The 26,621-nt window shown below is 69.2% G+C and carries 25 protein-coding genes; 18 read left to right on the forward strand and 7 right to left on the reverse strand.

All coding sequences use genetic code 11. The annotated features are described in order from the left end of the window. Window positions 1–168: 168 nt before the first annotated feature. A complete protein-coding gene (locus A3AG_RS0116080) occupies window positions 169–756 on the reverse strand; it encodes a c-type cytochrome (RefSeq protein ID WP_018006403.1) in 588 nt (195 codons plus the stop codon). Further along, window positions 743–1,984, reverse strand: a complete 1,242-nt coding sequence (gene soxC, locus A3AG_RS0116085; RefSeq protein ID WP_018006404.1) for a sulfite dehydrogenase — start codon at window positions 1,982–1,984, stop codon at window positions 743–745. The genes A3AG_RS0116080 and soxC overlap by 14 nt, the downstream gene beginning before the upstream one ends. 215 nt (window positions 1,985–2,199) lie before the next feature. Here soxC and A3AG_RS0116090 point away from each other — a divergent pair, with 215 nt between their 5' ends. The 7 genes from A3AG_RS0116090 to A3AG_RS0116120 all read left to right on the forward strand — a co-directional run bounded on the left by A3AG_RS0116090 (window position 2,200) and on the right by A3AG_RS0116120 (window position 9,708). After that, window positions 2,200–3,330 carry an ABC transporter substrate-binding protein gene (locus tag A3AG_RS0116090; protein WP_018006405.1) on the forward strand — a complete coding sequence of 377 codons (1,131 nt, stop codon included), beginning with the start codon at window positions 2,200–2,202 and terminating at the stop codon, window positions 3,328–3,330. Window positions 3,331–3,334: 4 nt separating this feature from the next. Continuing rightward, window positions 3,335–4,171: an ABC transporter permease gene (locus tag A3AG_RS0116095; RefSeq protein ID WP_018006406.1), complete on the forward strand. Its 837-nt coding sequence runs from the start codon at window positions 3,335–3,337 to the stop codon at window positions 4,169–4,171. Window positions 4,172–4,183: 12 nt separating this feature from the next. Continuing rightward, window positions 4,184–4,981 (forward strand): ABC transporter permease, encoded by a 798-nt coding sequence (locus A3AG_RS0116100; RefSeq protein ID WP_018006407.1) that lies wholly within the window; start codon window positions 4,184–4,186, stop codon window positions 4,979–4,981. 33 nt (window positions 4,982–5,014) lie between these two features. After that, entirely contained in the window at window positions 5,015–5,809 is a 795-nt protein-coding gene (locus tag A3AG_RS0116105) for an ABC transporter ATP-binding protein (RefSeq protein ID WP_018006408.1), read from the forward strand. 26 nt (window positions 5,810–5,835) lie between these two features. Then, complete coding sequence (locus A3AG_RS0116110; protein WP_018006409.1) at window positions 5,836–6,798, forward strand: TauD/TfdA dioxygenase family protein; 963 nt, start codon at window positions 5,836–5,838, stop codon at window positions 6,796–6,798. A gap of 31 nt (window positions 6,799–6,829) precedes the next feature. Then, complete coding sequence (locus tag A3AG_RS0116115) at window positions 6,830–8,203, forward strand: LLM class flavin-dependent oxidoreductase (RefSeq protein WP_018006410.1); 1,374 nt, start codon at window positions 6,830–6,832, stop codon at window positions 8,201–8,203. 230 nt (window positions 8,204–8,433) lie between these two features. Next, window positions 8,434–9,708 carry an O-acetylhomoserine aminocarboxypropyltransferase/cysteine synthase family protein gene (locus tag A3AG_RS0116120; protein ID WP_018006411.1) on the forward strand — a complete coding sequence of 425 codons (1,275 nt, stop codon included), beginning with the start codon at window positions 8,434–8,436 and terminating at the stop codon, window positions 9,706–9,708. An 85-nt stretch (window positions 9,709–9,793) separates the two neighbouring features. Here A3AG_RS0116120 and A3AG_RS0116125 read toward each other — a convergent pair whose 3' ends face one another. The 3 genes from A3AG_RS0116125 to A3AG_RS0116135 are packed head-to-tail and all read right to left on the reverse strand — an operon-like array spanning window position 9,794 to window position 12,389. Beyond that, entirely contained in the window at window positions 9,794–10,750 is a 957-nt protein-coding gene (locus tag A3AG_RS0116125; protein WP_018006412.1) for a lysylphosphatidylglycerol synthase domain-containing protein, read from the reverse strand. Beyond that, the gene (gene clsB, locus A3AG_RS0116130) at window positions 10,747–11,979 is read right to left on the reverse strand and encodes a cardiolipin synthase ClsB (RefSeq protein ID WP_018006413.1); all 1,233 of its coding nucleotides are present in this window, start codon (window positions 11,977–11,979) and stop codon (window positions 10,747–10,749) included. The genes A3AG_RS0116125 and clsB overlap by 4 nt, the downstream gene beginning before the upstream one ends. A gap of 53 nt (window positions 11,980–12,032) precedes the next feature. Continuing rightward, window positions 12,033–12,389, reverse strand: coding sequence for a hypothetical protein (locus A3AG_RS0116135; protein WP_018006414.1), 357 nt, complete (start codon window positions 12,387–12,389; stop codon window positions 12,033–12,035). Between the two features lie 177 nt (window positions 12,390–12,566). Between A3AG_RS0116135 and A3AG_RS0116140 the strand changes: the two genes are divergently transcribed. The 7 genes from A3AG_RS0116140 (at window position 12,567) to A3AG_RS0116170 (ending at window position 19,244) form a co-directional block, all read left to right on the forward strand. Continuing rightward, window positions 12,567–13,388 carry a MetQ/NlpA family ABC transporter substrate-binding protein gene (locus A3AG_RS0116140; protein ID WP_018006415.1) on the forward strand — a complete coding sequence of 274 codons (822 nt, stop codon included), beginning with the start codon at window positions 12,567–12,569 and terminating at the stop codon, window positions 13,386–13,388. Between the two features lie 117 nt (window positions 13,389–13,505). Then, complete coding sequence (locus A3AG_RS0116145; RefSeq protein WP_018006416.1) at window positions 13,506–14,279, forward strand: SDR family oxidoreductase; 774 nt, start codon at window positions 13,506–13,508, stop codon at window positions 14,277–14,279. Window positions 14,280–14,346: 67 nt separating this feature from the next. Next, on the forward strand, window positions 14,347–15,255 hold the full coding sequence (locus tag A3AG_RS0116150; protein ID WP_018006417.1) for a LysR family transcriptional regulator: 909 nt from the start codon (window positions 14,347–14,349) through the stop codon (window positions 15,253–15,255). 211 nt (window positions 15,256–15,466) lie between these two features. Then, complete coding sequence (gene pdhA, locus A3AG_RS0116155; RefSeq protein ID WP_018006418.1) at window positions 15,467–16,552, forward strand: pyruvate dehydrogenase (acetyl-transferring) E1 component subunit alpha; 1,086 nt, start codon at window positions 15,467–15,469, stop codon at window positions 16,550–16,552. Between the two features lie 69 nt (window positions 16,553–16,621). Then, window positions 16,622–17,599: an alpha-ketoacid dehydrogenase subunit beta gene (locus A3AG_RS0116160; RefSeq protein ID WP_020384463.1), complete on the forward strand. Its 978-nt coding sequence runs from the start codon at window positions 16,622–16,624 to the stop codon at window positions 17,597–17,599. Between the two features lie 45 nt (window positions 17,600–17,644). Further along, the gene (locus A3AG_RS0116165; protein ID WP_018006420.1) at window positions 17,645–18,763 is read left to right on the forward strand and encodes a dihydrolipoamide acetyltransferase family protein; all 1,119 of its coding nucleotides are present in this window, start codon (window positions 17,645–17,647) and stop codon (window positions 18,761–18,763) included. A gap of 286 nt (window positions 18,764–19,049) precedes the next feature. Further along, the gene (locus tag A3AG_RS0116170) at window positions 19,050–19,244 is read left to right on the forward strand and encodes a ribbon-helix-helix domain-containing protein (protein ID WP_018006421.1); all 195 of its coding nucleotides are present in this window, start codon (window positions 19,050–19,052) and stop codon (window positions 19,242–19,244) included. 2 nt (window positions 19,245–19,246) lie between these two features. Here A3AG_RS0116170 and A3AG_RS0116175 read toward each other — a convergent pair whose 3' ends face one another. Further along, window positions 19,247–20,932: a SulP family inorganic anion transporter gene (locus A3AG_RS0116175; RefSeq protein WP_018006422.1), complete on the reverse strand. Its 1,686-nt coding sequence runs from the start codon at window positions 20,930–20,932 to the stop codon at window positions 19,247–19,249. A gap of 224 nt (window positions 20,933–21,156) precedes the next feature. Between A3AG_RS0116175 and A3AG_RS0116180 the strand changes: the two genes are divergently transcribed. After that, window positions 21,157–21,594: a universal stress protein gene (locus A3AG_RS0116180; RefSeq protein ID WP_018006423.1), complete on the forward strand. Its 438-nt coding sequence runs from the start codon at window positions 21,157–21,159 to the stop codon at window positions 21,592–21,594. Window positions 21,595–21,696: 102 nt separating this feature from the next. Continuing rightward, entirely contained in the window at window positions 21,697–22,353 is a 657-nt protein-coding gene (locus A3AG_RS0116185; RefSeq protein ID WP_018006424.1) for a peroxiredoxin, read from the forward strand. Window positions 22,354–22,757: 404 nt separating this feature from the next. Here the strand turns inward: A3AG_RS0116185 and A3AG_RS0116190 are convergent, their stop codons facing one another. Then, the gene (locus A3AG_RS0116190) at window positions 22,758–23,726 is read right to left on the reverse strand and encodes a chemotaxis protein (protein ID WP_018006425.1); all 969 of its coding nucleotides are present in this window, start codon (window positions 23,724–23,726) and stop codon (window positions 22,758–22,760) included. A gap of 296 nt (window positions 23,727–24,022) precedes the next feature. Here A3AG_RS0116190 and A3AG_RS31690 point away from each other — a divergent pair, with 296 nt between their 5' ends. After that, the gene (locus tag A3AG_RS31690) at window positions 24,023–24,826 is read left to right on the forward strand and encodes a GntR family transcriptional regulator (RefSeq protein ID WP_035848953.1); all 804 of its coding nucleotides are present in this window, start codon (window positions 24,023–24,025) and stop codon (window positions 24,824–24,826) included. Next, window positions 24,823–26,613 carry a fumarate reductase/succinate dehydrogenase flavoprotein subunit gene (locus tag A3AG_RS0116200; protein WP_018006427.1) on the forward strand — a complete coding sequence of 597 codons (1,791 nt, stop codon included), beginning with the start codon at window positions 24,823–24,825 and terminating at the stop codon, window positions 26,611–26,613. Before A3AG_RS31690 ends, A3AG_RS0116200 begins: the two co-directional genes overlap by 4 nt. Window positions 26,614–26,621: the final 8 nt, after the last annotated feature.

The raw sequence follows: 26,621 nt of genomic DNA on the forward strand, positions 1-26,621 counted from the left end.
GCTCTGGCATACGGGGGGAAAGCCGATGCGGCATCCGTGATGCCGCGTACAAGCTTGCACTGTAGAGAGCGGGCCAGCGCAGGGTCAACGAATCATATCGCTGGCCCTTATCCGCTCAGCGCATATCCATGTCTTGACATTGCCGTGCCCCGTCACGGCCGGCACGGCTCAGGGCTTGCCGGGGCAGCCGCTGCGGCAGGGCACGTTGGCCGTGTCCGGACGCGCGTCGGCGACAAAGCCAGCGCGGTTCGGCATCTTCACCTGCGGCAGGGTGCGCGCGTCCAGCACCGCATCGGCGGGGACGATGCCGTTCCTGTGCAGCAGCCATGCGGTCACGGCATAGACCTCGTCCGACGTCAGGCTCTGCGGCGCGTCGTACGGCATGGCACGGTTGATGAAGTCGAACACCGTGGTCGCATAGGGCCAGAAGCTGCCGATGGTCTTGACCGGATCCTTGCCTTTGGCGGCATCCGCCAGCGTGCCTTGCCCGCCTACCAGCGCATCGGCGGGCTTGCCTTCGCCATTGGCGCCGTGGCACGCGGCACAGCGTTGCGCATAGACCTGCTGGCCTTGCGCGACCGTGCCGCGGCCCGGCGGCAGGCCCGCCCCATCCGGCGTGACATCGATATTCCACGCGGCAAGCTCGCGCTCGCTGGCGGGGCGGCCCAGGCCGTAGGACTGCGCAGCGGCACCATGGGCAGCGCAGGCCAGCGCCAGCATCGCGGCGGCGCCGCGGATCGGTTCAGGCACGCGCATTGGCAATGCTCCCGTCCGCGCCCACGCGCCAGCGCTGGATCGCGTTGTAGTGATAGGTGGAAGCCACGCCACGCGCGGCCACCAGCTGGTCCGGCGTGGGCTGGACATTGCCGGCTTCATCGATGGCGCGGCTCTCCAGCGCGGCCGGGCCGCCATCCCAGCGCCACGGCAGGCGAAAGCGCACCAGCGCGCGGTCCAGCACCGGCTCCTGCAGCTGTGCCTCGCGCCAGCTGCGCCCGCCATCGACCGACACTTCGACGCGCCGGATACGGCCGTGGCCGGACCACGCCAGGCCAGAGATCTCGTAGAAGCCGCGCTCGCGCAGCCTGTGGTCCGGAGCAGGGAAGGTGATCACGGATTTCACGTCCATCAGGAAGGTGAACTGCCGCGCGCTGCCGTCGGGCAGCGAGTCGGTGTACTTGGCGGTCTCTTCGCGCGACATGAACGGCGCGCGGCCCAGCTTCAGGCGCCGCAGCCACTTGATGCTCATGTTGCCCTCATAGCCCGGCAGGAACAGCCGCAGCGGATAACCATGCTCGGGCCGCAGCATCTCGCCGTTCTGCGCATAGACCAGCAGCGCGTCTTCCCGTGCCTTGGCCAGCGGCACGCTGCGCGTCATGGCCGCGGCGTCGGCGCCCTCGGCCAGCACCCACGCCGCCTCCGGCGCCACGCCGGCCTCGTCCAGCACCACTGACAGCGGCACGCCGGTCCATTCGCAGCAGGACAGCAGTCCGTGGCTGATCTGCACCGACTTTGCAGCCGGTGCCTTCCACTCGCGCCCGGTATTGCCGGAACACTCCAAAAAATGGATGCGCGACACCGACGGCAACCGCACCAGGTCGTCCATGGTGAAAACGCGCGGGCGCGCCACCAGCCCGTGCACCGCGAGCCGGTGTCGTGCCGGGTCGATCAGCGGAATGCCGGCGTGGTGGCGCTCGAACACCAGCCCGGTCGGCGTGATGATGCCGCGCAGGTCCTGCAGCGGCGTCATCGACGAATTGGCGCCAGGCAGCGGCGCCGCGCCGCGGCTGCGCCGCACCACGTCTTTCTCGAACGGGGACGGCTGGCCGTAGGCATGCCACAGCACGGGCTCGCCCGGCGTGCGCGTCCACGGCGCAACCGTCAGGGGTTCAGCGCGCGCCGCAGTGGCGGCGCCGGCCGCGGCGGCGCCCAGCACCGCCCCGCGCTGCAGGAAGCGCCGGCGGCCGGAACTCAGGTCATTGCTCATCGTGAGGGCGTGGTCAGTCTGGTAGCGATCAAAATGCGCAGACTGTAGGACAGCACCGGCACTCGGCCAACGAAGAAGATTGCATGCCGATATGCCAACGCCGCCCTGCGCGCCATATGCGCGGGGCCGATAACCAAAGCCGGAATCATTCGTTCAGGTCCGCGCGCAGCGCCGCTTATCGTGGAGCCGTCCTCCACTTCAAGAAGGTCTGCATCATGACGACCCCGCGCCCCGATGCCACCGCTGCACCCACGCTGACCCGCCGCGAGCTGCTGCGCTGCGCGGCCTGGTCCGGGCTGGGCATGGCCGCGTCGCTGTCGCCGCTGTCCGCGTTCAGCGCCAGCCCGGCCGCGCGGCCCGACGTGATCCGCGTCGGCGTGGCCCAGCCCGCCACCGGCACCCCGCCCAGCTTTGCCGGCAGCTCGCTGGCGATTGCCCATGCGCGCGGCTGGCTCGAGGAATCGTTCAAGCCGACCGGCACGCGCGTGGAGTGGTTCTTCTTCAAGGGCGCCGGCCCCGCCGTCAACGAGGCGCTGGCCAACCGCCAGCTCGACTTCGCGCTGCAGGGCGACCTGCCGTCCATCGTGGCGCGCTCCGCGGGCCTGAAGACGCGGCTGGTGCTGGCCACTGGAGTGCGCGCCAACATCTACGTGGGGGTGCCGCCCGATTCGCCGCTGAAGACGGTCAGCGACCTGCGCGGCAAGCGCGTGTCGCTGTTCAAGGGCACCAACATGCATCTGCCGGCGCTGCGCCTGCTGGAAGCGAACGGGCTGACCGACAAGGACCTGCGCCTGCTGAACCTGGACACGGCCGGCTACCTGGCGGCGCTGTCCACGCGCGACATCGACGCCGCCATCGGTGCCATGGACATCCTGCGCCTGCGCGACAAGGGCGCGGTGCGCATCCTTTACTCCAGCAAGAACCAGTCGCCGATCTACACACGGCAAAGCCACGTACTGGTGAGCGACGAATTCGCCGGGCGCTATCCGGAGGCCACGCAGCACCTGGTGAAGGCCGCGGTCGAGGCGGCGCGGTGGGCCTCGGACGAGAGCCATCGTGAAGAAGTGCTGCGCACCTGGGCGCGCGCGGGTACGCCTTATGACCACTGGAAGGAGGACTTCGACGGCGAGCCGCTGCGGGTGCGGCTGAACCCGAATTTCGATCCCTTCCTGGTCAGCCGCTACAAGGACGCGGTCGAGCAGGCCTATCGCTTCAAGCTGAGCCGTGCGCGCTTTGACGTGGACCAGTGGATCGACCAGCGCTTCCTGAAGGCTGCGCTCAACGACCTGAGCCTGCAGAGCTACTGGCCCGTCTACCAACCCAACGGCAAGATCCTGGGAGCCTGACATCATGTCTGTCGCCGATTCGCTTTCACTGCCCGCCGCCGCGGCGCCGTGCGTGGCGGCTCCGCGCAGGCCACTGCGCTGGCAGGATGCCACCCGCTGGCTGCTGGCCTGGCCGGTGCCGCTGGCGCTGCTGCTGGTCTGGTACGTGGCCGCCCGCAATGCCTGGATTCCGCCGCAGGTGCTGCCGGCGCCCGAGGACGTCGCACGCACGCTGGCCGACCTCTGGCAAAGCGGCGAACTGCAGGCCAACCTGGCCATCAGCGCACTGCGCGTGGCCGGTGGCTTTGCCGTGGGGCTGGCCGGTGGCCTGGCGCTGGGCGCGGCCATGGGCCTGTCGCCGACGTTGCGCGACTACGTCTACCCGACCTTCAAGGCGTTCAGCCAGGTGCCGGTGCTGGGCTGGCTGCCGCTGCTGATGCTGCTGGTCGGCATCGACGAAGCGCTCAAGGTGATCCTGATCGCCAAGGCCGCCTTCGTGCCGGTGGCGCTGAACACGTACAAGGGCATCGGCAGCGTGCCGACACGCTACCTGGAAGTGGCGCGGGTGCTGAGGCTCACGCGCTGGCAGACGCTGTCGCGCGTGGTGCTGCCCGCCGCGGCCGCGCCGGTGTGGAACGGCGTGCGCTACGGCCTGACGCACGCGTGGCTGGCACTGGTGGTGGTGGAGCTGCTGGCCTCGTCCGAGGGGCTGGGCTACATGATCGTCTACGGGCGCCAGCTATTCCAGCTCGACATGGTGCTGGCCGCCGTGGTGGTGGTGGGCGTGGTGGGCTTTGCGCTGGACAAGACCCTGGCGCTGGCCGAAGGAGCGGTGCTGCGCTGGCGCAAGCCGGGCTTCTGAGGCGAGGCCGCGATGACCACTTCTGCTATCCGCCGCCGTATTCGCCTGCCCCGCGCCTTGCGCGGCTGGGTGCTGCCGCTCGCGCTGCTCGCGTTGTGGTGGGCCGCCGTGCGCTTTGGCTGGACCACTTCGCCGCTGCTGGTGCCAGTCTCCAGCGTCTGGGACACCGCGGTGCGCCAGCTGCAGAGCGGCGCGCTGGCCACGGCATTGGCCGCCAGCCTGTGGCGCGACCTGGCCGGCTTTGCCATCGGCGCCAGCGCCGGGCTGGTGTTCGGCACGGCGCTGGGCCTGTCGCGCCTGCTCGAGCGACTGGTCGGCCCGAGCTTTCACACGGTCAAGCAGATCTCGCTGTTTGCATGGATCCCGCTGATCTCGGTCTGGTTCGGGCTGGGCGATGCCGCCAAGGTGGTGTTCCTGTCGCTGGCCGCATTCTTCCCGGTGGTGCTGAACACCTTCGAAGGCATCCGCGCCGTGCCGGCCGACCTGCTCGAGGTGGCGCGTGTCCTGCGCTTCAACCGCACCCAGGTACTGTGGCGCGTGGTGCTGCCGTCGGCGGCCCCGTCGATCTTCGCCGGCATCCACCTGGGGCTGATCTATGCGTGGCTGGCGACGCTCGGCGCGGAGTACCTGCTGGTATCCGGCAAGGGCATCGGCAACACCATGACCGACGGCCGCGAAAACTTCTGGATGGACCTGGTGATCTTCGGCGTGATCGTGGTCGGCCTGGTCGGCTTCACGCTGAACTGGATCGCCAGCCGCGTCGAATCCCGCCTGCTCGCCTGGCGCGGGCGCTCGGTGGCCGCGGGCTGAGCCGCGCTGCCCCCTATTGAACGGAGACCACAAATGCCACATGCCGGCACGCTAAGCATCGCGCACCTGCACAAGCAGTACGAAGTCGAGGGCCGGGCGCTGCCCGTGCTGGAGGACATCACCCTGACCATCGCCCCGGGCGAGTTCGTCAGCATCGTCGGCGCCAGCGGCTGCGGCAAGTCCACCCTGCTGCGGCTGGTGGTAGGGCTGGAACAGGATTACCGCGGCGAGATCCTGCTGGACGGCAAGCGCGTATCGGGCACCAGCCTGCAGCGCGGCATCGTGTTCCAGGAGCATCGCCTGTTCCCGTGGCTGACAGTCGAGCAGAACATCCGGCTGGCGCTGCTCAACACCCCAGGCAGCGACGCGGAGAAAGACCGCAACGTCGCCGAGCATATCGCGCTGGTTGGCCTGCGCGGCTTCGAACAGGCCTATCCGCACCAGCTCTCTGGCGGCATGTCGCAGCGCGTGGCGATTGCGCGGGCACTGGTGACGCGGCCGGAGATCCTGCTGCTCGACGAGCCCTTCGGCGCGCTCGATGCGATGACGCGGGCCTACCTGCAGCAGGAGCTGCAGCGCATCTGGCAGGCCGAGGGCATCACCATGATCCTGGTCACCCACGACGTCGAGGAAGCCGTCTTCCTGGGCGACCGCGTGGTGGTGATGGAACCCCGGCCCGGCCGCATCCGCCGCATCCTGCCGGTGGACCTGCCGCATCCGCGCGAACGCGCCGGAATTCCCTTCGCGCGGGCGCGCGATGCCGTGCTGCGCGAATTCGCCGGGCAGGAGCCCGTCGTGCAGCGGGCCCCCGAACCTGAACTCGCCTGACCCACCCCTATCCCCGGAGCTTCGTGATGACCCAAGCCAACGCCACGCCAGACCAGACCGTCCAGCTCGACATCCACCCGGTTGCCGGCCGCATCGGCGCCGAGATCCGCGGCGTCGCGCTGCACGGCGACCTGCCGCCCACCACCTTCGCCGCCATCCGCGCAGCCTTGCTCAGGCACAAGGTGCTGTTCTTCCGCGACCAGGTGCATCTGGACGATGCCGCACAGCAGGGCTTTGCGCGCCTGTTCGGCGACACCGTGCCGCACCCGACCGTGCCCTCGCGCGACGGCACGCAGCTGCTTGAGCTCGACTCGCAGCACGGCGGCCGCGCCAATTCCTGGCATACCGACGTGACCTTCGACCTGGCCTATCCCGCGGTCTCGGTGCTGCGCGCCGTGACCGTTCCCGCCGCCGGCGGCGATACGGTGTGGGCCAACACCGCCGCCGCTTACCAGGACCTGCCCGAGCCGCTGCGCGAACTGGCCGACAAGCTGTGGGCGCTGCACACCAACGACTACGACTACGCGGCCACGCGCGTCAATCCGAGCGACGAAGGACTGAAGCGCTACCGCGAGGTATTCACCGCGGCGCTCTACGAGACCGAGCACCCGGTGGTGCGCGTGCACCCGGAAACCGGTGAGCGCACGCTGGTGCTGGGGCACTTCGTCAAGAAGCTGCTGGACTACGCGTCGGCCGATTCGGCGCACCTGATTGCCGTGCTGCAGGGCCATGTGCACCGGCTGGAGAACACCGTGCGCTGGCGCTGGCGCGCGGGCGACGTCGCCATCTGGGACAACCGCGCCACCCAGCACTACGCCATCAACGACTATGGCGACGCGCACCGCGTGGTGCGCCGCGCCACCGTGGCCGGCGACATTCCGGTCGGTGTGGATGGCCGCCGCAGCAGGGCGGTGAAGGCGGGCGTGCGCAGCGAGGGCGCGGCGCCGGCCAACCAGTCCGCCGGTGCCGCGCAACGGCAAGCGGCCTGATCCAGCCAGCTTCTTCCGAAGAGCACGATCGATGACATCGCAAAAGCCGTCGCGCCAACTGCATCTGGGCGCCTTTCTCCAGGCCACCGGGCACCATGTCGCCGGATGGCGCCATCCCGGCGCGCAGGCCGATGCCGGGCGCAACCTGGCGCACTACATCGCACTGGCGCAGCGCGCCGAGGCCGCGGGGTTCGATGCGCTGTTCCTGGCGGACGGCGTCGCCATCCGCGGCATGGACGATGCCACCCTGCCGCGCACCGCGCGCGCCGCCACCTTCGAGCCGCTGACGCTGCTGTCGGCACTGGCGGCGGTGACGCAGCGCATCGGCCTGGTGGCGACCGTCTCCACCACCTACAACGAGCCCTTTCATGTGGCGCGCAAGTTCGCCTCGCTCGACCATCTCAGCGGCGGCCGCGCGGGCTGGAACGTGGTCACATCGTGGTCGGATGCCGAAGCGCGCAACTTCAGCCTCGAACGTCATCCCGCGCACGCTGACCGCTACGCCCGTGCCGAGGAGTTCGTAGACGTGGTCACCGGGCTGTGGGACACCTGGGAGGACGATGCCTTCCTGTATGACAAGGACAGCGGCCGGCATTTCGATGCGGACAAGCTGCACACGCTGGACCATCGCGGCGCGCACTTCCAGGTGCGCGGGCCGCTCAACGTCGCGCGCCCGCCGCAGGGCCATCCGGTGATCGTGCAGGCCGGCTCGTCCGAGGCCGGGCAGGCGCTGGCCGCACGCACCGCCGAGGTCATCTTCACCGCGCAGCAGTCGCTGGCGGATGCGCAGGCCTTCTATCGCGGCCTGAAAGCGCGGCTCGCGCGCTATGGCCGCACGCCCGACCAGCTCAAGATCCTGCCGGGCGTGTTCCCGGTGGTGGGCCGCAGCGAGGCTGAGGCGCACGAAAAATTCGAGGCGCTGCAAAACCTGATCCATCCGTCGGTGGGGCTGGCCCTGCTGTCGCAGCACCTGGGCGGGATCGACCTGAGCGGCTATCCGCTGGACGGCCCGCTGCCCGACAACCTGGCCGAACCGAACGGCGCCAAGAGCCGCTTCCAGCTGGTTACCGGCCTGGCCCGGCGCGAGGGGCTCACCATCCGCCAACTGTGCCTGCGCGTGGCCACCGCGCGCGGCCACTGGTCGATCCACGGCACACCGCAGTCCATCGCCGACCAGCTGCAGGCGTGGTTCGAGGGCGAGGCCGCCGATGGCTTCAATGTCATGCCGCCCTGGCTGCCGGGCGGGCTCGATGATTTCATCGAACTGGTGCTGCCGGAGCTGCGCCGGCGCGGGCTGTTCCGCGAGCGCTATACGGGCACCACGCTGCGCGAGCACCTGGGGCTGCGCCGGCCGGAGAACTTGCGCTGGCAGCAGCTCGAACCGCCGCTCGCGGCCGGGGCATGACCGCTGCGCCGCGGCGCCGCGCATATCCAAATGCAATAAGTTTCCTTGCCTCGCGCGAGCGCCGTCGGCAACCATAGCAGCCACGCCGCAGGAGCGTGCGCGGGCCGGCTGGTACCATCGCACGGCCTGGTGCGCCCGTGCGGCGCACTGCTCGGCATGCCCGGCGCCAGGGCAGGCACTGCCCCCGTGCGCCGGTCCGGCAACCAACAGCGAGAAGAAGAGAGAAGAAGATGAGACTCGAAACCCTGGCCGTCCATGGCGGCTACTCGCCAGATCCCACCACGCGCGCGGTGGCCGTGCCTATCTACCAGACCGTGGCCTACGCCTTCGACAACGCCCAGCACGGCGCCGACCTGTTCGACCTGAAGGTGGCCGGCAACATCTACAGCCGCATCATGAACCCGACCAACGACGTGCTCGAGCAGCGCCTGGCCGCGCTCGAGGGCGGCGTCGGCGCGCTGGCGCTGGCGTCGGGCATGGCGGCGATCACCTATGCGATCCAGACCATTGCCGAGGCCGGCGACAACATCGTCTCGTCCAGCCAGCTCTACGGCGGCACCTACAACCTGCTGGCGCATACGCTGCCGCAGTCGGGCATCGAGACCCGCTTTGCCGACGGCCGCAATCCGTCCAGCTTCGGCGACCTGATCGATGCGCGCACCAAGGCCGTGTTCGTCGAGTCGGTGGGCAACCCGCTAGGCAACGTGGTCGATATCGCCGCGATCGCGCGCGTGGCGCACAACCACGGCGTGCCGCTGATCGTCGACAACACGGTGCCGTCGCCCTACCTGTGCCGGCCGTTCGAGCATGGCGCGGATATCGTCGTGCATTCGCTGACGAAGTACCTGGGCGGCCACGGCAACAGCGTCGGCGGCGCCATCGTCGACAGCGGCAAGTTCCCGTGGGCGCAGCACAAGGAGCGCTTCCGCCGCCTGAACGAGCCGGACGTGTCGTACCACGGCGTGGTCTATACCGAAGCGCTGGGACCGGCCGCCTATATCGGCCGCGCGCGCGTGGTGCCGCTGCGCAATACTGGCGCGGCGCTGTCACCCTTCAACGCCTTCCTGATCCTGCAGGGCATCGAGACGCTGGCGCTGCGGCTGGACCGCATCACCGACAACGCGCTGGCAATCGCGCGCCACCTGGAGCAGCACGCCAAGGTGGCATGGGTCAATTTTGCCGGCTTGCCCGACCATGCCGACCACGCCCTGGTGCAGCAATACCTGGGCGGCCGCGGCCCCGGCATCCTGTCGTTCGGCCTGAAGCAGGGCGGCCGCGAAGGCGGCGCGCGCTTCCTCGATGCGCTGCAGCTGTTTACGCGGCTGGTCAATATCGGCGATGCCAAGTCGCTGGCCACCCACCCGGCATCGACCACGCACCGCCAGCTCAACGCCGCCGAGCTGCAGGCGGCCGGTGTCAGCGAAGACATGGTGCGGCTGTCGATCGGCATCGAGCACATCGACGACCTGATCGAGGACCTGGATCGCGCGCTGGCGGCCGCCTGACCCCGCCCGGTTTGCGCCCCTCTCCCGCTTGCGCGAGAGGGGCCGGGTGAGAGGGCAGGCGCCGGCAGTTCACGCCCGCGCACACCTACCCTCCATGCTTGCCACGCGCCTCCAGCACGAAATAGCTCACCGAGCCGATCATCAGCGGAATCAGGTAGTAAAGCGACCGATAAGCGATCAGCGCTGCGAGCAGCAGCCCGTGCGGCACCTGGTCGCCCAGCATCGTCAGGAACACGGTCTCGATCACGCCGAGTCCGCCCGGGATGCGCACCACCACGCCCGCCAGCCCCGATGCCAGCAGCACGCCCAGCACGGTGAAGTACGTCGCATGCGTATGCAGCAGCGCGTACAGGATCGCGCCCATCGCCATCCAGTGGGCCGCCGACAGCGCGCATTGCAACGCCGCGAAGCGCACCGTGGGCATATAGACGTCATGGTCGCGCACGGTGCGGTGGCGGCCGTGCCAGAGCGCGCACGCGGCCACGTAAGCGGCCGGGATTGCCAGCATCAGCATGCCCAGCATCCGCGTCAGCGCCGCGGGCAGGCCCCACTCGGGCGGCAGCACCACCAGTTCGCCGGCGAGGATGGTGCCCGCCAGCACGGCATAGCCGAGCCAATTGGTCGTGACCACCACCACGAACAGGCTCCAGACCTGCGGCGCGCTCAAGCCCGCGCGCGAATACAGCCGGTAGCGCACGCCCGCGCCACCCAGCGTGGCGCCGAGGTTGAGGCTGAGCGTGTAGCTGACATAGGAGATCGCCATCACCCGGCGCAGCGGCAACGGGTGCCCGGCATAGCGGCAGCCCAGCACGTCGAACTGGCTGTACAGCAGCCCGCACAGGGCGACGAAACCGGCTGCCGGCAGCAGCGTGCGCGCGTTGAAGCCGCGCAGCGCGGCCAGCACCGCGTCCCAGTCGATAGTGCCGAGCTTGCGCGCAATCAGCGCCAGCACCGCGGCAATGAAGAGGATGCCGATGGCACGGCGCCAGGCCGGCCAGTGCGCATGCTGGCGGATGGCGGACAACGCCTCGGCGCCCGTCATTCCGCACCTCCGCGCAGCACCACCACGCGCCGCGCGTTGCGCCGCCCGCCCGGCATCGGCTGCACCAGTCGCGGCGCATGTGCCGGCAGCCAGCCCGCCCACGCCGGGAAACGGCGCAGGAAGTGGAACATCAGCGTCGCGCCCAGCGCATCGAGGCGGCTGCGCGGCGACTTCTGCCCGGGCGGCACCGCGCGGCAGCGCGCGCCGATCAGCGCTTCGAGCCGGCCACGCAGGTGGCGCGCGAAGGCTTCATTGCGGATCACGAGATTGGCCTCGAGGTTCAGCGACAGGCTCAGCGGGTCGAGGTTGCTGGAGCCGACCGTGGCCCAGTTGTCGTCCACCACCGCGACCTTGCCGTGGAAGGGACGCTCGACATATTCGAGGATCTGCACGCCGGCGTCCTGCAGATGGGCGTAGAGCAGCCCGCCCGCGCGCGCCACCCACGGCATGTCGGGCTTGCCCTGCAGCAGCAGCCGCACCCGCACGCCGCGCGCGGCGGCCTCGCACAGCGCATGCAGCAGCCGGTAGCCCGGCAGGAAGTATGCGTTGGCGATGATGACGTCGCGCCGCGCCGCGCGGATCGCGTCCAGGTAGGCAAACTCGATGTCGTTGCGGTGGCGGTGGTTGTCGCGCGTGACCAGGCACGCGCGTGCGGCAGGCGTGCGCGGAGCGGTCCCCTCGCGTTCGGCCACGGGCGCCGGCAAAGGGAGCGGCGGACACGCGCCGGGCATCGCGCGCACCAGGAAGTCGTGCACCTGGCGCGCGAACGGCCCGCGGATTTCCACCGCATAGTCCTGCTTGGCCAGCGGCCCGAACTGGTACAGGTGCTGGGCCGAGAAGTTGAGGCCACCGACGAACGCGACCTCGGCATCGACCGCGATCAGCTTGCGGTGCATGCGCCGGAAGATATGCGTGCGCACGCCGAACAGCCGCGGCCGCGGCGCAAATGTGCAGAACTGCACGCCCGCGTCGACCAGCCCGGCAATAAAGGCGGGCGACAGGTCATGCGAGCCGAAGCCATCCACCGTCACGGCCACGCGCACGCCGCGGCGCGCGGCAGCCAGCAGTGCCGCGTGCAATTTGTGGCCTACCTCGTCTTCAAACAGGATAAAAGTTTCCAGCAGTACGCTTTCGCGCGCGCGCGCAATGGCGTCGAACACGCACGGAAAATACTCCTCGCCGTTCTCAAGCAGGCGGAAGTGGTCGGAAGCGGTCGGCAGCGGTGTCATGGCCGGGTAATCGCCGCAAACACCATGCCAGCGAAAACCCACGCCAGCCACGGCTAGCCGCGGCGCCGGCCGCGCCGCCAGCGCGCCAGCACTGCGGCGGCCAGTGCACCGGCCACCAACCCGGCAGCGAAGATCGCCACCGCCATGCCACTGCCCGCGCCCGCGCCAGCACCATCGGCGCTGCCCCGCGCCAGCGGCGCGAGCGACTGCCAGTCGGCGGCGGTGAACTGCGTCATCGCCGGGGCGCCATCCAGGCCATACACGCACACCTCGCCGCCCGGCAGCTTGCAGAAACGCTCCGGCGGGCAACTGCGCAGGATGGCCTGGGTCTCGCCCGCGCCGCAGCGGGCGCCGGCGCTGCGCAGCACCTGGATCGTGACGTCGGGATGCTTGGTCAGTTGTTCAGGCATGGCAACTCCCATGGCTTTTCGAACGGGTGACGCCTGCCTACAGCGTAGGTCCTTATTCCGTGCCGGCATATCGCCATGCGGAATCGCTCGTTCGTCCATTGGCTGCTTTTCCATACAATGGCCCGATGCCACGGCGCGACGCCGCGAGCAGACCACCACATCAAAGGGGAGCATCCGATGCAATACGGGAAATTCGGCCTGGCCGCGCGACTGGCGGCAGCCGTGCTGGCGCTGGGCGTGGTGCAAGGCGCCGGCGCGGCCGATCCGGACAAGAAGGAAATCCGCTTCGGCGCCACCGCCGGCCCGTATGCCGACCAGATCCGTTATGGCGTCAAGCCGGTGCTGGAACAGCGCGGCTACAAGGTCACCATCGTCGAGTTCAGCGACTACGTGCAGCCCAACCTGGCGCTGGCCGACGGCGCCATCGACGCCAATGCCTTCCAGCACGTGGCCTACCTGAAGAAATTCTCGGCCGACCGCAAGCTGGCGCTGAGCGACGTGATTCAGGTACCGACCGCGCCGATCGGCATCTACAGCCGCAAGCACAAGGCGCTGGCCGAGGTGAAGGCGGGCAACACCGTGTCGCTGCCGAACGACCCGACCAACCTGGCGCGCGCCATCGCCATCCTGCAGCAGATCGGCTGGGTCACGCTCAAGCCCGGCACCGACCCGATCCGCGCCAGCGAACGCGATATCGACACCAACCCGCACAAGCTCAAGCTGGTCCAGCTCGAAGCCGCGCAGCTGCCGCGCTCGCTCGACGATGTCGACTATGCCTTCGTCAACGGCAACTATGCGCTGGCCTCGGGACTGAAGCTGACCTCGGCACTTGCGCTGGAGAAGATTCCGGACTACTACATGAACCTGGTCGCGGTGAAGACCGCCGACCTGAACAAGCCCTTCGTCAGGGACATCCGCGAGGCCTACCAGTCCGCCGAGTTCAAGGCGGTGACGCAGCAGCGCTTCGCCGGCTTCGTGCCGCCGCCGTACCAGCGCTGAGCCCCCTGCGCGCATTGTTCTGGTTTTCTGGATGATCTATCCAGGCGCCGCCGATTTATTCCGCAGTCCCGCCCGCCTAAGCTGAAGCCTCCTTCGACGCATCCACAGGAGAGTTTCATGGCTGACCATTCCATCCGCGGCAAGGTTGCGCTGATCGCCGGCGGCGCCAAGAACCTGGGCGGGCTGATCGCGCGCGACCTGGCCGCCCAGGGCGCGCGCGCCATCGCCATCCACTACCACGGCGCGGCCTCGCGCGCCGACGCCGATGCCACGGTCCGGGCGATCCGGGCAAGCGGCGCCGAGGCGGTGGCGCTGCAGGCTGACCTGACCAGCGCGGGCGCGGTCGAGCGGTTGTTTGCCGACGCCGTGGCCGCGGTGGGCCGCCCCGATATCGCCATCAACACGGTGGGCAAGGTGCTGAAGAAACCGTTCGCCGAGATCAGCGAGGCCGAGTACGACGAGATGTCGGCCGTCAACGCCAAGAGCGCCTTCTTTTTCCTGAAGGAAGCCGGCCGCCACGTCAACGACCACGGCAAGATCGTGACGCTGGTGACCTCGCTGCTGGGCGCGTTCACGCCTTTCTATGCCGCCTATGCCGGCACCAAGGCGCCGGTCGAACACTTTACCCGCGCCGCGGCCAAGGAGTTCGGGGCGCGCGGCATCTCGGTAACCGCGGTAGGACCCGGCCCGATGGATACGCCGTTCTTCTACGGCCAGGAAGGCGACGATGCCGTGGCCTATCACAAGAGCGCGGCCGCGCTGTCGCCGTTCTCGCCGACGGGACTGACGCATATCGAGGATGTGGTGCCCTTTATCCGCCATCTGGTCAGCGACGGCTGGTGGATCACCGGCCAGACCATGCTGATCAACGGCGGCTACACGACCAAATAAGCCGCCGCGCCGCTCTGGTGCGCGCACGCATTGCAGGTATGCTTGCGCCATCAACGAGCACAGGCGTATGGACAGATTCGACCAGTACCGCGTTTTCCTGCAGGTGGCCGAGATGGGCAGCTTCATCAAGGCAGCGCATGCGCTGGGGCTGCCGCGCGCGTCGGTGTCGGCGGCGGTGCAGGACCTGGAGGCCCAGGTGGGCACGCGCCTGCTGCACCGGACCACGCGGCAGGTGCGGCTGAGCGCCGATGGCGCGCAATTGCTGGAGCGGCTGCGCCCGCTGCTGGCCGAGGTCGAGGATATCGACCAGCTGTTCCAGGCCGGCCAGCGCCAGGCCAGCGGCCGCCTGAATGTCGATATGCCGAGCCGCATCGCGCGCCGGCTGGTGGCGCCGGCGCTGCCCGCACTGCTGCGGCGCCATCCGCGCTTGCAGCTGTCGCTCGGTTCCAGCGACCGCGCCATCGACCTGGTGCAGGAGGGCGTCGATTGCGCGGTGCGCTTCGGCGTGCTGGCCGACAGCAGCCTGGTGGTGCGGCCGCTGGGCCGGATCGCGCTGGTCAACTGCGCCAGCCCCGCCTATCTGCGCGAACACGGCGAGCCCCGCGATCCGACCGAACTGCGCCGCGGCCATCTCGCGGTAGGCTACGCCAGCCCCCGCACCGGCCGGGACTTGCCATGGGAATTCCTGGATGGCGAGGGCAGCGTGCACGAGGCCGAGGTGGCAACGCGCGTCTCCGTCAACAATGCCGAAAGCTACATCGCCTGCTGCCTGGCCGGGCTGGGCCTGATCCAGATTCCCCGCTTCGACGTGCAGCACCTGCTCGACAGCGGACAGTTGCTGGAAGTCATGCCCGACTGGCGCCCGCCCAGCATGCCGGTGGCGCTGCTCTACCCGCACCGACGCCAGCGCTCGCAGCGGCTCGCGGTGTTCCTGGAGTGGTTCCGCGCGCTGATGCAGCCGCACCTGGACGGCTGAGCGGCGGCCCGCGCGCGCGCTGCCGCATTGTGCGCAGCAAGACAATTTCGCGCGGCGGCGGCCGCGCAAATGCCCTACACTCAAGCTCAAGTCCCCCGCGCCCAAAAAGCACGGCAGGGATCACAACGCGATCATTGCCGCGGAGGGCTGCGAAGATCCTCGCTCCGTTCCGCGCGGATCCTGTCGAGACAACCGCATCGAGAGACCTGCCATGTCCACGGTTGCGCGCTTTGAGATCGGCTATACCCGCTACCTTGCCCCACCGGGCGACACCACCCCCACCACTGTTCCCCTTCCCCCGTTCGGCAGCGACCCTGACGCGCTGGTACCGCTGTACCAGGCGATGGTGCTGACGCGCCAGTTCGACCTGAAGGCGATCGCGCTGCAGCGCACCGGCAAGATCGGCACGTTCGCCTCGGCGCTGGGCCAGGAGGCCATCGGCGTGGGCGTGGCCTACGCCATGCGGCCGGAAGACGTGCTGGTGCCCTCTTACCGCGACCATGCGGCGCAGTTTGTGCGCGGCGTCACGATGACCGAGAGCCTGCTGTACTGGGGTGGCGACGAGCGCGGCAGCGGCTTTGGCGCGGCGCCGCATGACTTTGCCAACTGCGTGCCGATCGGCACGCAGGTGTGCCACGCGGCCGGCGCGGCCTACGCGTTCCAGCTGCGCGGCGAGCCGCGCGTGGCGGTCTGCCTGCTGGGCGACGGCGGCACCTCCAAGGGCGACTTCTATGAAGGCATGAACATGGCCGGCGCGTGGCGCGCGCCGCTGGTGATCGTGATCAACAACAACCAGTGGGCGATCTCGATGCCGCGCAGCGGCCAGACCGCGGCGCAGACGCTGGCGCAGAAGGCCATTGCCGCGGGCATCCCGGGCGAGCAGGTCGACGGCAACGACGTGGTCGCGGTGCGCCACCGCGTCGGCGAAGCGGTCGCGCGCGCGCGCGACGGCGGCGGCCCCGCGCTGATCGAGGCCATCACCTACCGGCTGGGCGACCACACCACCGCCGACGATGCCTCGCGCTACCGCGACGAGGCCAGCGTCAAGGCGCACTGGCAGCACGAGCCGCTGTTGCGGCTGCGCACCCACCTGCTGGCCCTGCATGCCTGGGACGCGGCGCGCGAAGAAGCGCTGGTCAGGGCGTGTTCGCAGCAGGTGGCGCAGGCGGTCGAGGCCTACCTGGCGATGCCGCCGCCGGACCCGGCGGCGATGTTCGACTGCCTGTACGCGGCCATGCCGGCCGAACTGCAGGCGCAGCTGGAGATCGCGCGGCGTTTCCCGGGGCAGCACGGCTAGCCGCAAGCGCCGGTGCTGCCGGCACGGCACGCGCACTCCTCCATCGACCCGGCCCACAGCGAGCGAACCATGGCGGAAATCAATCTGGTCGAAGCAGTCAACCTGGCGCTGGCCCATGCGCTGGAACACGATCCCGATGTGCTGCTGCTGGGCGAGGACATCGGCGTCAACGGCGGCGTGTTCCGCGCCACCGTGGGCCTGCAGGCGCGCTTCGGCGCCGCGCGCGTCATGGATACGCCGCTGGCCGAAGGCGGCATCGTCGGCGCGGCGATCGGCATGGCGGCGATGGGGCTGAAACCCGTGGCCGAGATCCAGTTCACCGGCTTCATCTACCCCGCGGTCGACCACATCATCAACCACGCCGGGCGCATGCGGCACCGCACGCGCGGGCGCCTCGCCTGCCCGCTGGTGGTGCGCTCGCCGTGCGGCGCGGGCATCCACGCGCCCGAGCACCATTCCGAAAGCCCGGAAGCGATGTTCGCGCATATGCCGGGCATCCGCGTGGTGGTGCCGTCGTCGCCGGCGCGCGCCTACGGGCTGCTGCTGGCGGCGATCGCCGATCCCGACCCGGTGATCTTCCTCGAGCCCACGCGGCTGTACCGGCTGTTCCGCCAGGAAGTGGCCGACGACGGCGCGGCGCTGCCGCTCGATACCTGCTTCACCTTGCGCGAAGGCAGCGACCTCACGCTGGTGAGCTGGGGCGCGATGGTGCAGGAGACGCTGGCCGCCGCCGACGCGCTGGCCGCGGAAGGCGTCTCCGCGACCGTCATCGACGTGGCCACGCTCAAGCCGCTCGACATGCAGACCATCCTCGACGCGGTCACGCGCACTGGCCGCTGCGTAATCGTGCACGAGGCGCCGCGCACCGCCGGCTTCGGCGCCGAGATCGCGGCGCAGCTGGCCGATGCCGGGCTGTACTCGCTGGCCGCGCCGGTGCAGCGCGTGACCGGCTTCGATACCGTGGTGCCGCTGGCGCGGCTCGAATACACCTACCTGCCCGGCGTGGCGCGCATCGTCGATGCCGCGCGCCGGGCGCTGGCGGCATAGACGCCGGCCAGTGCGCGCAACGTTCAAGCCTGCCAAGGAGGACCGATGAGAGTCTTCAAGCTGCCCGACCTGGGCGAAGGCCTGCAGGAGGCCGAGATCGTGACGTGGCATGTCAAGTCCGGCGACACCGTCGCCGCGGACCAGCCGCTGCTGTCGGTGGAGACCGCCAAGGCGATCGTCGAGATCCCGTCGCCGTATGCCGGCACCATCGGCAAGCTGTTCGCGCAGCCGGGCGACATCGTGCACCTGGGGGCGCCGCTGGTCGCCTTCGAGGGCGCCGGCGACGATGCCGACGCCGGCACCGTGGTCGGTTCGGTGCAGGTCGGCACGCATGTGGTCAGCGAAGCGGCGCCGCCGGGCACCGCGGCACCCGCGGCGGGCATGGCCGCGCGCGTCAAGGCCACGCCCGCGGTGCGCGCGCTCGCGCGCCGGCTCGGCGTGGACTTGGCGATGGCCACCGCCTCGGGGCCGGAAGGGGTGGTCACCGCCGCCGACGTGGAACGCGTCGCCAGCACGCTGGCCGAGCTTGGCGCGCCCGAGGAACTGCGCGGCGTGCGCCGCGCGATGGCGCAGAACATGGCGCGCGCGCAGGCGGAAGTGGCCGCCGCCACCGTGATGGACGACGCCGACATCCATGCCTGGCACGCCGGCGCCGACGTCACCATCCGGTTGGTCCGCGCGCTGGTGGCCGGCTGCCGCGCCGAGCCCGGGCTCAACGCCTGGTATGAAGGACAGACCGGGCGCCGCCACGTGTTGAAGAAGATCGACGTCGGCATTGCCGCGGACCTGCCCGAGGGCCTGTTCGTGCCGGTGCTGCGCGATGTCGGCATCCGCGACGCCGCCGACCTGCGCCATGGCCTCGACCGCATGCGCGCCGATATCCGCGCGCGCACCATCGCCCCCGAGGAAATGCGCGGCAACACCATCACGCTGTCCAACTTCGGCATGATCGCCGGGCGCTATGCCGCGCCCATCGTGGTGCCGCCCACCGTGGCAATCCTTGGCGCCGGACGCGTGCGCGACGAAGTGGTCGCGGCCGGCGGCGCGCCCGCGGTGCACCGGGTGATGCCGCTGAGCCTGACCTTCGACCACCGCGTGGTCACGGGCGGGGAAGCCGCGCGCTTCCTGGCGGCGGTGATCGCGGACCTGCGGATGGCGGAATAGGGCTGGCAACAGGCACCGCAAGGCAAGGTACGACAGGCTGTTCCAATACCGCCTGTGTACCCCCTCTCCCGCTGGCGGGAGAGGGTTGGGGTGAGGGCCGGAGCTTCCACGAAGTTCGAACGCCTCGTGCGTGCCACACGCCCGCCCTCACCCCCGCCCCTCTCCCGCAGGCGGGAGATGGGCGCAAACCGCCGGTGTAGCGAAACCCTCCAGACCACACGGCAGCCCTGTATATAATGCCCATCCCATCGCCGCCGCCATCACGGCCCGGACCGCCGCCATCCTCATGGAATCCAAGACCGCCCGCCTGACCATCCTGATCGACCCGGTCAAGAAAAAGGCCTTCGAAACGCTGTGCGCCGCGCAGGACCTGACGCCGTCGCAGGTGGTGCGCCAGCTGATCCGCGATTACCTGGCGCAGCATGGCGTGGATTACGCCACCAAGCCCAAGCCGGCGGGCAGCACGCGCCAGAAGAAGTAAGTTCAGCGCGGGGCGTTGGCCTCGCCTTGCCCCTCTCCCGCCAGCACGGCGCAGCGCTGCGCCGCCTGCGCCAGCGACTCGGCGTAGTTGCCCTCGCCCAGCGCCGCCAGCACGCCGGCGCGCGCCAGCTTTTCCCTGACCCTTGCGTTGGCTTCGGCCAGCACCACCGCGACGCCGCGCTTCTGCAGCGTGACGATCACCGCCTCGAGCGTCTGCAGCCCGGTCATGTCCATGAAGGGCACGCGGCCCAGGCGGATCAGCAGCACGCGCGGCTCGGTATGGGTCTGCACCAGGGCACGCTCGCACGCTTCGACCGCGCCGAAGAAGAACGGACCGTCGATGACATAGACCAGCACGCCCGGCGGCACCGGCGCCGCCGCGCCGGTGCCGGCATCGCCCAGTTCGCGCTCCACCGCCTCGGCGGCCTGGGGGGCCACCTCCACCGATGCCGACATGCGCCGCAGGAACTGCAGCATGGCCAGGATCACGCCGATATTGACCGCCACCACTAGGTCGGTCAGCACCGTCAGCGTAAAGGTGATCAGCAGGATCGCGACATCGGCGCGCGGCGCGCGCCGCACCATGCGCGCGAACTGGCGCATTTCGCTCATGTTGTAGGCCACCACGAACAGGATCGCGGCCAGCGCGGCCAGCGGCACGCTGGCCGCGAGCGGCGCCAGGAACAGCAGCACCAGCACCAGCGTGAGCGCATGCACCACGCCGGCCAGCGGGCTGTTGCCGCCGTTGCGGATATTGGTGGCGGTGCGCGCGATCGCGCCGGTGGCGGCAAACCCGCCGAACAGTGGCGCCAGCACATTGGCGATGCCCTGTCCGACCAGCTCCTGGTTGGAATCATGCCGGGTGCCGGCCATGCCGTCGGCCACCACCGCGGACAGCAAGGACTCGATCGCGCCCAGCATGGCGATGGTAAAGGCGGGCCCGGCCAGTTCCAGCACGCGCGCCAGCGTGATGTCCGGCCACGCCGGCACCGGCAGTCCGCGCGGCAGGCCGCCGAAGGCGGTGCCGATGGTGGCGACGCCATCGAAGCGGAACAGCGCCTGCGCCGCGGTCGCGGCCACCAGCGCCACCAGCGGCCCCGGCACGCGTCGCAGCCAGCGCAGCCGCGGCGCGCCCACCACCAGCGCCAGGCTGCCCAGCGCCAGCGCGGTGGTGGCGGGGTGCCATTGCGGCAGCGCCAGCAGCAGGTGCCAGAGCTTTTCGTGGAAATGCGCGCCGGCCACCGGCGGCAGCCCGAAGAAATCGCGCCACTGGCCGACAAAGATGATCACGCCGATGCCCGCGGTAAAGCCGACGATCACCGGCGCCGGAATGTAGCGGATCACGCTGCCTAGCCGCGTCAGCCCCATCGCCACCAGGATCAGGCCCGCCATCAGCGTGGCGATCTGCAGGCCGTCGATGCCGTGGCGCGCCGTCACCGCGGATAGCACCACGATAAAGGCGCCGGTGGGCCCGGCGATCTGCAGCCGGCTGCCGCCGAACAGCGACACCGCCAGCCCGGCGACGATGGCCGTGTACAGGCCCTGCTCCGGCTTGGCGCCGGAGGCAATCGCGAAGGCCATCGCCAGCGGCAGCGCCACCACCCCCACGATCACGCCCGACACCAGGTTCGGCAGCCAGTTGCCGCGGCGGAACAATCCGGCCAGCCAAGCTTCGCGCAGCGCAATCATGCGTCGGTCCCTTCCATCGGTGCGGGGGTGCAGGTGAATCGAATGATAACAGCATGTTAATGCTTGCCCGCGGCACCACCTTGTTCGCGGCCGCGCTCCGAAGGCCCCTGGTGTCCTGTTCCTTATGCCGCGCAATTCCTATACTGGATGGGCTCGCCCGCCAGTGCGCGGACGCGCCACGCTGGCGCGGTATCTCGGTATCTCTCTGCAAGCGGAGGCTCATCATGTACAGGCACCTCCTAGTACCGACCGACGGCTCCGCGCGCGCCGACGCCATGGTGGGCCGCGCGATGGCATTCGCCAGCCGCATCGGCGCCCGTGTGACCGGGCTGCATGTGCTTCCCGAGTACCACGTGCTGACCTACCGGCTCACCAGCCTGCAAGACACCAAGAGCAACTTCGCCGCCGAGGCCGCGCGCCACGCCGATACCTTCCTGGCCGCGCTCAGCCACACCGCGGCGCAGGCCGGCGTGCCGTGCGACACCATCACCGCCACCGACGACCATCCCTGGCAGGCCATCATCGAGTGCGCGCAGCAGCGCGAGTGCGACCTGATCGTGATGTCGTCGCATGGCAAGCGCGGGCTGCAGGCCCTGCTGATCGGCAGCGAGACACACAAGGTGCTGACCCACAGCACGATCCCGGTGCTGGTGTTCCGCTAGCGGCGGACGGGCGATGGCGGGATAGAGCGATAGGCGGGATAGCGGGCAAGCGTGCGCGGCAACGCGCGATTCCAAACCAAGCCAACTGCAAGGAGCGCAACCATGGCGATTCGACTGGGCGAGCAAGCCCCTGATTTCACCGCCGACACCACGGAAGGCCAGATCAGCTTCCATGAGTGGATCGGCGACGGCTGGGCCATCCTGTTCTCGCATCCCAAGGACTTCACGCCGGTGTGCACCACCGAGCTGGGCTACATGGCCCGGCTCAAGCCCGAGTTCGACAAGCGCAATACCAAGATCATCGGACTGAGCATCGATCCGGTCGGCGACCACCAGCGCTGGGTCAAGGACATCGAGGAAACGCAGGGCTGTACCGTCAACTACCCGATGATCGGCGATGCCGAGCTGAAGGTGGCCAAGCTCTACGACATGATCCACCCCGAGGCCAGCGGCAGCGGCCCGCGCACCGCGGTGGACAACGCCACCATCCGCTCGGTGTTCATCATCGGCCCGGACAAGAAGGTGAAGGCGATGCTGGTGTACCCGATGAGCGCCGGGCGCAATTTCGACGAGGTGCTGCGGCTGCTGGACTCGCTGCAGCTCAACGCCAAGCACACCGTGGCCACGCCGGTGAACTGGAAGCCGGGCGAGGACGTCATCATCCCGACCTCGGTCTCGGACGAGGAAGCCAGCAAGAAATACCCGCAGGGCTTCAAGACGCTGAAGCCCTACCTGCGCACGGTGGCCCAGCCCAAGTAGCGCAACGACGCAGGCGCGGCGAGAACAGGGAGAGCGAGGAGCGGCGGCACTAGGGAGCGCGGCGGCGCGGAGCCCGCGCCGGGCCGCGGCCGGGGCTTCCCGGCCGGCATCGCGCGATGCCGGCCGGGAGTGCACCGGCGGCTCCACTTGTCCACAAAAAATATCCACAGGAACAGTGGATATCTCCCCTCTTGACAACCGCGAACGGCGCGCCCGCGCTGGAACGCGCTGGAGTGCCCGTTTTATAGGCAACCGAGCGGCGTACGGGAATGGTTGCGGGCGCTTGCATTTTGTGCCTTCTGCCCCGGCCACGTGGCGGCGCGCCTAACGTCGTTCAACGGCGCGCTCAACGGCACGCTCAACGGCACGCTCAACGGCGCGCTTAACGGCGCGCTTAACTGCGCTCAACGGGTCAGCACCGCGCGGATGGTGTCGGCCAGTTCCTTGGCGACGAACTTGGCCACGTAGGCGTCGGCCCCCACCTTGCGCACGTGCTCTTCGCTGGCCTCGCCCGACAGTGATGAGTGAATCACCACCGGCAATGACTTCAGCCGGCTGTCGGCCTTGATCTTGCGGGTCAGCGTAAAGCCGTCCATCTCGGGCATTTCCAGGTCGGTCAGCACCAGCGCCACGTCGTCGTGGACCGGGCGGCCCTTGCTGGCGGCCTCGGCCGCGATGCGGTCCAGCAGTTCCCAGGCCTCCTTGCCGGACTTGGTCATCACCACCGGCGCGCCCAGCGCCTTCAGGCCCTGCTCGATCAGCCCGCGCGCCAGTGCCGAATCGTCCGCCGCAATCACCCTGGCGCCAGGGCGCAATTGCAGCCGGGGTCCGACCTCGCCCGGATCCACATCCGGCTGGCGCGTGGGCAGCACATCACGCAGGATCTGCTCCACATCCAGCACCTGCACCAGCCGCGCGCCTTGCTCTGCACCCTCGCCGCCGCCGTCCAGCTTGGCGATGCTGGTCACATGGCCGGTGCGCACACTGGCTTCGGCGGAATGCACCTGGTTCCACTCCAGCCGCACGATTTCGTCGACCGCCTCGACCGCAAAGCCCTGGGTCGAGCGCGCGTACTCGGTCACCAGCAGGATGCCAAGTCCGGCCCGCGGCTTGCAGCCGACCAGCCGGGGCAGGTCGATCACCGGAATCACCTGCCCGCGGATATCGGCCATGCCGAGGATCGACGGGTCGGCGCCGACCACGGTGGTCACCGGCGGCATCACCAGGATCTCGCGCACCTTGAAGACGTTGATGCCGAACAGCTCCGACTGGCCGGAGTGCTCGGCCTCGCCGAGCCGGAACAGCAGCAGTTCGAACTGGTTGTTGTTGGTGAGGTTGGTCCGTTCGTCGATGTCCCTCATGGAACTGCTCATGCGTTGCTCCCGTGCCGTGCGCGTGGTGTTTGCCGCCATGGTTGTGTCTGCCTGCGGCCGCGGCGGATGGCGGACGGCAGGTGTCATGACCGGATATCGGCGCGCGCCCGTGGGAATTGAGCCGCGCGCGCGCCGCTTGCGCGGATTTCATCGTTCCATATCCGGATTGCTTCGTTCCTTCGGCACGGCATGGTCCATATAGTGACTCCCAACTTGTCATAACACGCTATGTCGATCCGATGACCTTCCGGACCAACGCGTTGCCCGCCCACGGCGCCGCGGCAGCGCCGGCACCCATGCCGACCCCGTTGCCGCTCTACACGCAGATCAAGGACGCCTTGCGCGCCCGCATCCTGGACGGCACCTATCCGCCGCACCACCAGATGCCGTCGGAGAGTGAACTTGGCGCGAGCTTCGGCGCCAGCCGCATCACCGTGCGCCAGGCGCTGGGCGACCTGCAGAAAGAGGGCCTGATCTTCAAGATCCCCGGCAAGGGCTCCTTTGTCTCCAGGCCGCGCGCTTTCCAGAACGTGACCTCGCTGCAGGGCTTTGCCGAGGCGATGTCCGGCATGGGGTACGAGATCCTGAACCAGGTGCGCAGCCTCAAGCGCGTGCCTGCCAGCGGCCACGTTGCCGCGCAGCTGCGCCTGCGTGAAGGCGATGCGGTGGTGGAGATCCGGCGCGTGCGCCTGCTCAACCGCGAACCGGTGTCGCTGGAACTGACCTGGGTGCCCGAGGCCGTCGGCCGCCGCCTGCTCAATGCCGACCTCGCCACGCGCGACATCTTCCTGATCCTGGAAAACGACTGTGGCGTAAAGCTCGGCCATGCCGACCTGAGCGTCGATGCCATCCTCGCCGACGACGAGCTGACCCAGGCGCTGCGCATCCAGGAAGGCGCGCCGGTACTGCGCATCGAACGCCTGACCCACAACGCGCAGGGCACGCCGATCGACTACGAGTTCCTCTACTTCCGCGGCGACGCGTTTCAGTACCGGCTGCGCGCAGACCGGCACAAGGCAGCGCCCGTCACCAACGCCAACCACACAGCAGGCCGCGCCCGGCCCCGCAAACCAGCCAGCAAAGGGAAGCCTTCCGCATGAATACCGTGACTTACGAATACGACATCGTTGTCGTCGGCGGCGGCACTGCCGGCCCGATGGCCGCGATCAAGGCCAAGGAACGCAACCCGGCGCTGCGCGTGCTGCTGCTCGACAAGGCGCATGTCAAGCGCAGCGGCGCCATCTCGATGGGCATGGACGGCCTCAACAATGCCGTGATCCCCGGCCACGCCACGCCCGAACAGTACACGCGCGAGATCACCGTGGCCAACGACGGCATCGTCGACCAGTCCACCGTCTATGCCTACGCGCGCCACAGCTTCACTACCATCGAGCAGCTGGACCGCTGGGGCGTGCGTTTCGAGAAGGACGAGACCGGCGACTATGCCGTGAAGAAGGTCCACCACATGGGCTCATATGTACTGCCGATGCCCGAAGGACACAACGTCAAGAAGGTGCTGTACCGCCAGCTCAAGCGCGCCCGCGTGGAGATCACCAACCGCATCGTGGCCACGCGCGTGCTGACCGACCCGTCCGGCGCCGCCAGCGGCGTGATGGGCTTCGACTGCCGCACCGCGGACTTCCACGTGATCCGCGCACGCGCCGTGATCCTGTGCTGCGGCGCGGCCGGCCGGCTGGGCCTGCCCGCCTCCGGCTACCTGATGGGAACCTACGAAAACCCCACCAATGCCGGCGACGGCTACGCCATGGCTTATCACGCGGGCGCGGCGCTGGCCAACCTGGAGTGCTTCCAGATCAATCCGCTGATCAAGGACTACAACGGGCCCGCCTGCGCCTACGTGACCGGTCCGCTGGGCGGCTATACCGCCAACGGCAAGGGCGAGCGCTTTATCGAATGCGATTACTGGAGCGGCCAGATGATGTGGGAGTTCTACCAGGAACTGCAGGGCGGCAACGGTCCCGTGTTCCTGAAGCTGGACCACCTGGCCGAAGAGACCATCCAGACCATCGAGACCATCCTGCACACCAACGAGCGCCCCAGCCGCGGCCAGTTCCATGCCGGGCGCGGCACCGACTACCGCCGGCAGATGGTGGAGATGCATATCTCCGAGATTGGCTTCTGCAGCGGCCACAGTGCCTCCGGCGTGCATGTGAACGAGCGCGCCGAGACCACGGTGCCGGGCCTCTATGCCGCCGGCGACATGGCCGCGGTGCCACACAACTATATGCTGGGCGCGTTCACTTATGGCTGGTTTGCCGGACAGAATGCCGCCGATTACGTGGCGGGCCGCGAGCTGCCCGAGGCGGATGCGGCGCAGGTCGCGGCGGAACGCGCGCGCGTGTTGGCACCGCTGGCCCGCGCCAGCGGCCTGCCGCCCGCGCAGGTGGAATACAAGCTGCGGCGCATGGTCAACGACTACCTGCAGCCGCCCAAGGTCACGCGCAAGATGGAAATCGGCCTGCAGCGCTTCGATGCCATCGCCGAAGACATCGGCCAGATCCGCGCCGCCAACCCGCATGAGCTGATGCGCGCGGTCGAGGTCATGGCCATCCGCGACTGCGCCGAAATGGCGGCGCGCGCCTCGCTGTTCCGCACCGAGAGCCGATGGGGCCTCTACCACCATCGCGTCGACTATCCGCAGCGCAATGACGCGGACTGGTTCTGCCATACACACCTGAGCAAGGACGGCGCCGGACGCATGGTCAGCCACAAGCGCGCGATCGAACCGTACATCGTCCCGGTGGCGGGCGACGACGCCACTGCCTACCAGCGGCTGCGCGTTGGCCGTGGCCAGGCTGCCCATCCCGGCACCGAACCCGACATCAAACCCCGCGCCGCACTGGCCACCGGCCTCGCTGCCGCCTGAAGGAAACC

This window comes from Cupriavidus neocaledonicus (assembly GCF_000372525.1).
GTDB lineage: Bacteria > Pseudomonadota > Gammaproteobacteria > Burkholderiales > Burkholderiaceae > Cupriavidus > Cupriavidus neocaledonicus.

Bases quoted from the DNA above. Each gene is read 5' to 3' on its own strand.
- A3AG_RS0116090 (WP_018006405.1), top strand. From the start codon at position 2,200: ATGACGACCCCGCGCCCCGATGCCACCGCTGCACCCACGCTGACCCGC.
- A3AG_RS0116160 (WP_020384463.1), top strand. From the start codon at position 16,622: ATGGCGGAAATCAATCTGGTCGAAGCAGTCAACCTGGCGCTGGCCCAT.
- A3AG_RS0116165 (WP_018006420.1), top strand. From the start codon at position 17,645: ATGAGAGTCTTCAAGCTGCCCGACCTGGGCGAAGGCCTGCAGGAGGCC.
- A3AG_RS0116080 (WP_018006403.1), bottom strand. From the start codon at position 756: ATGCGCGTGCCTGAACCGATCCGCGGCGCCGCCGCGATGCTGGCGCTG.
- A3AG_RS0116100 (WP_018006407.1), top strand. From the start codon at position 4,184: ATGACCACTTCTGCTATCCGCCGCCGTATTCGCCTGCCCCGCGCCTTG.
- A3AG_RS0116180 (WP_018006423.1), top strand. From the start codon at position 21,157: ATGTACAGGCACCTCCTAGTACCGACCGACGGCTCCGCGCGCGCCGAC.
- clsB (WP_018006413.1), bottom strand. From the start codon at position 11,979: ATGACACCGCTGCCGACCGCTTCCGACCACTTCCGCCTGCTTGAGAAC.
- A3AG_RS0116170 (WP_018006421.1), top strand. From the start codon at position 19,050: ATGGAATCCAAGACCGCCCGCCTGACCATCCTGATCGACCCGGTCAAG.
- A3AG_RS0116115 (WP_018006410.1), top strand. From the start codon at position 6,830: ATGACATCGCAAAAGCCGTCGCGCCAACTGCATCTGGGCGCCTTTCTC.
- A3AG_RS0116135 (WP_018006414.1), bottom strand. From the start codon at position 12,389: ATGCCTGAACAACTGACCAAGCATCCCGACGTCACGATCCAGGTGCTG.
- soxC (WP_018006404.1), bottom strand. From the start codon at position 1,984: ATGAGCAATGACCTGAGTTCCGGCCGCCGGCGCTTCCTGCAGCGCGGG.
- A3AG_RS0116200 (WP_018006427.1), top strand. From the start codon at position 24,823: ATGAATACCGTGACTTACGAATACGACATCGTTGTCGTCGGCGGCGGC.
- A3AG_RS0116185 (WP_018006424.1), top strand. From the start codon at position 21,697: ATGGCGATTCGACTGGGCGAGCAAGCCCCTGATTTCACCGCCGACACC.
- A3AG_RS0116140 (WP_018006415.1), top strand. From the start codon at position 12,567: ATGCAATACGGGAAATTCGGCCTGGCCGCGCGACTGGCGGCAGCCGTG.
- A3AG_RS0116150 (WP_018006417.1), top strand. From the start codon at position 14,347: ATGGACAGATTCGACCAGTACCGCGTTTTCCTGCAGGTGGCCGAGATG.
- pdhA (WP_018006418.1), top strand. From the start codon at position 15,467: ATGTCCACGGTTGCGCGCTTTGAGATCGGCTATACCCGCTACCTTGCC.
- A3AG_RS0116145 (WP_018006416.1), top strand. From the start codon at position 13,506: ATGGCTGACCATTCCATCCGCGGCAAGGTTGCGCTGATCGCCGGCGGC.
- A3AG_RS31690 (WP_035848953.1), top strand. From the start codon at position 24,023: ATGCCGACCCCGTTGCCGCTCTACACGCAGATCAAGGACGCCTTGCGC.
- A3AG_RS0116110 (WP_018006409.1), top strand. From the start codon at position 5,836: ATGACCCAAGCCAACGCCACGCCAGACCAGACCGTCCAGCTCGACATC.
- A3AG_RS0116120 (WP_018006411.1), top strand. From the start codon at position 8,434: ATGAGACTCGAAACCCTGGCCGTCCATGGCGGCTACTCGCCAGATCCC.
- A3AG_RS0116095 (WP_018006406.1), top strand. From the start codon at position 3,335: ATGTCTGTCGCCGATTCGCTTTCACTGCCCGCCGCCGCGGCGCCGTGC.
- A3AG_RS0116125 (WP_018006412.1), bottom strand. From the start codon at position 10,750: ATGACGGGCGCCGAGGCGTTGTCCGCCATCCGCCAGCATGCGCACTGG.
- A3AG_RS0116105 (WP_018006408.1), top strand. From the start codon at position 5,015: ATGCCACATGCCGGCACGCTAAGCATCGCGCACCTGCACAAGCAGTAC.
- A3AG_RS0116175 (WP_018006422.1), bottom strand. From the start codon at position 20,932: ATGATTGCGCTGCGCGAAGCTTGGCTGGCCGGATTGTTCCGCCGCGGC.
- A3AG_RS0116190 (WP_018006425.1), bottom strand. From the start codon at position 23,726: ATGAGCAGTTCCATGAGGGACATCGACGAACGGACCAACCTCACCAAC.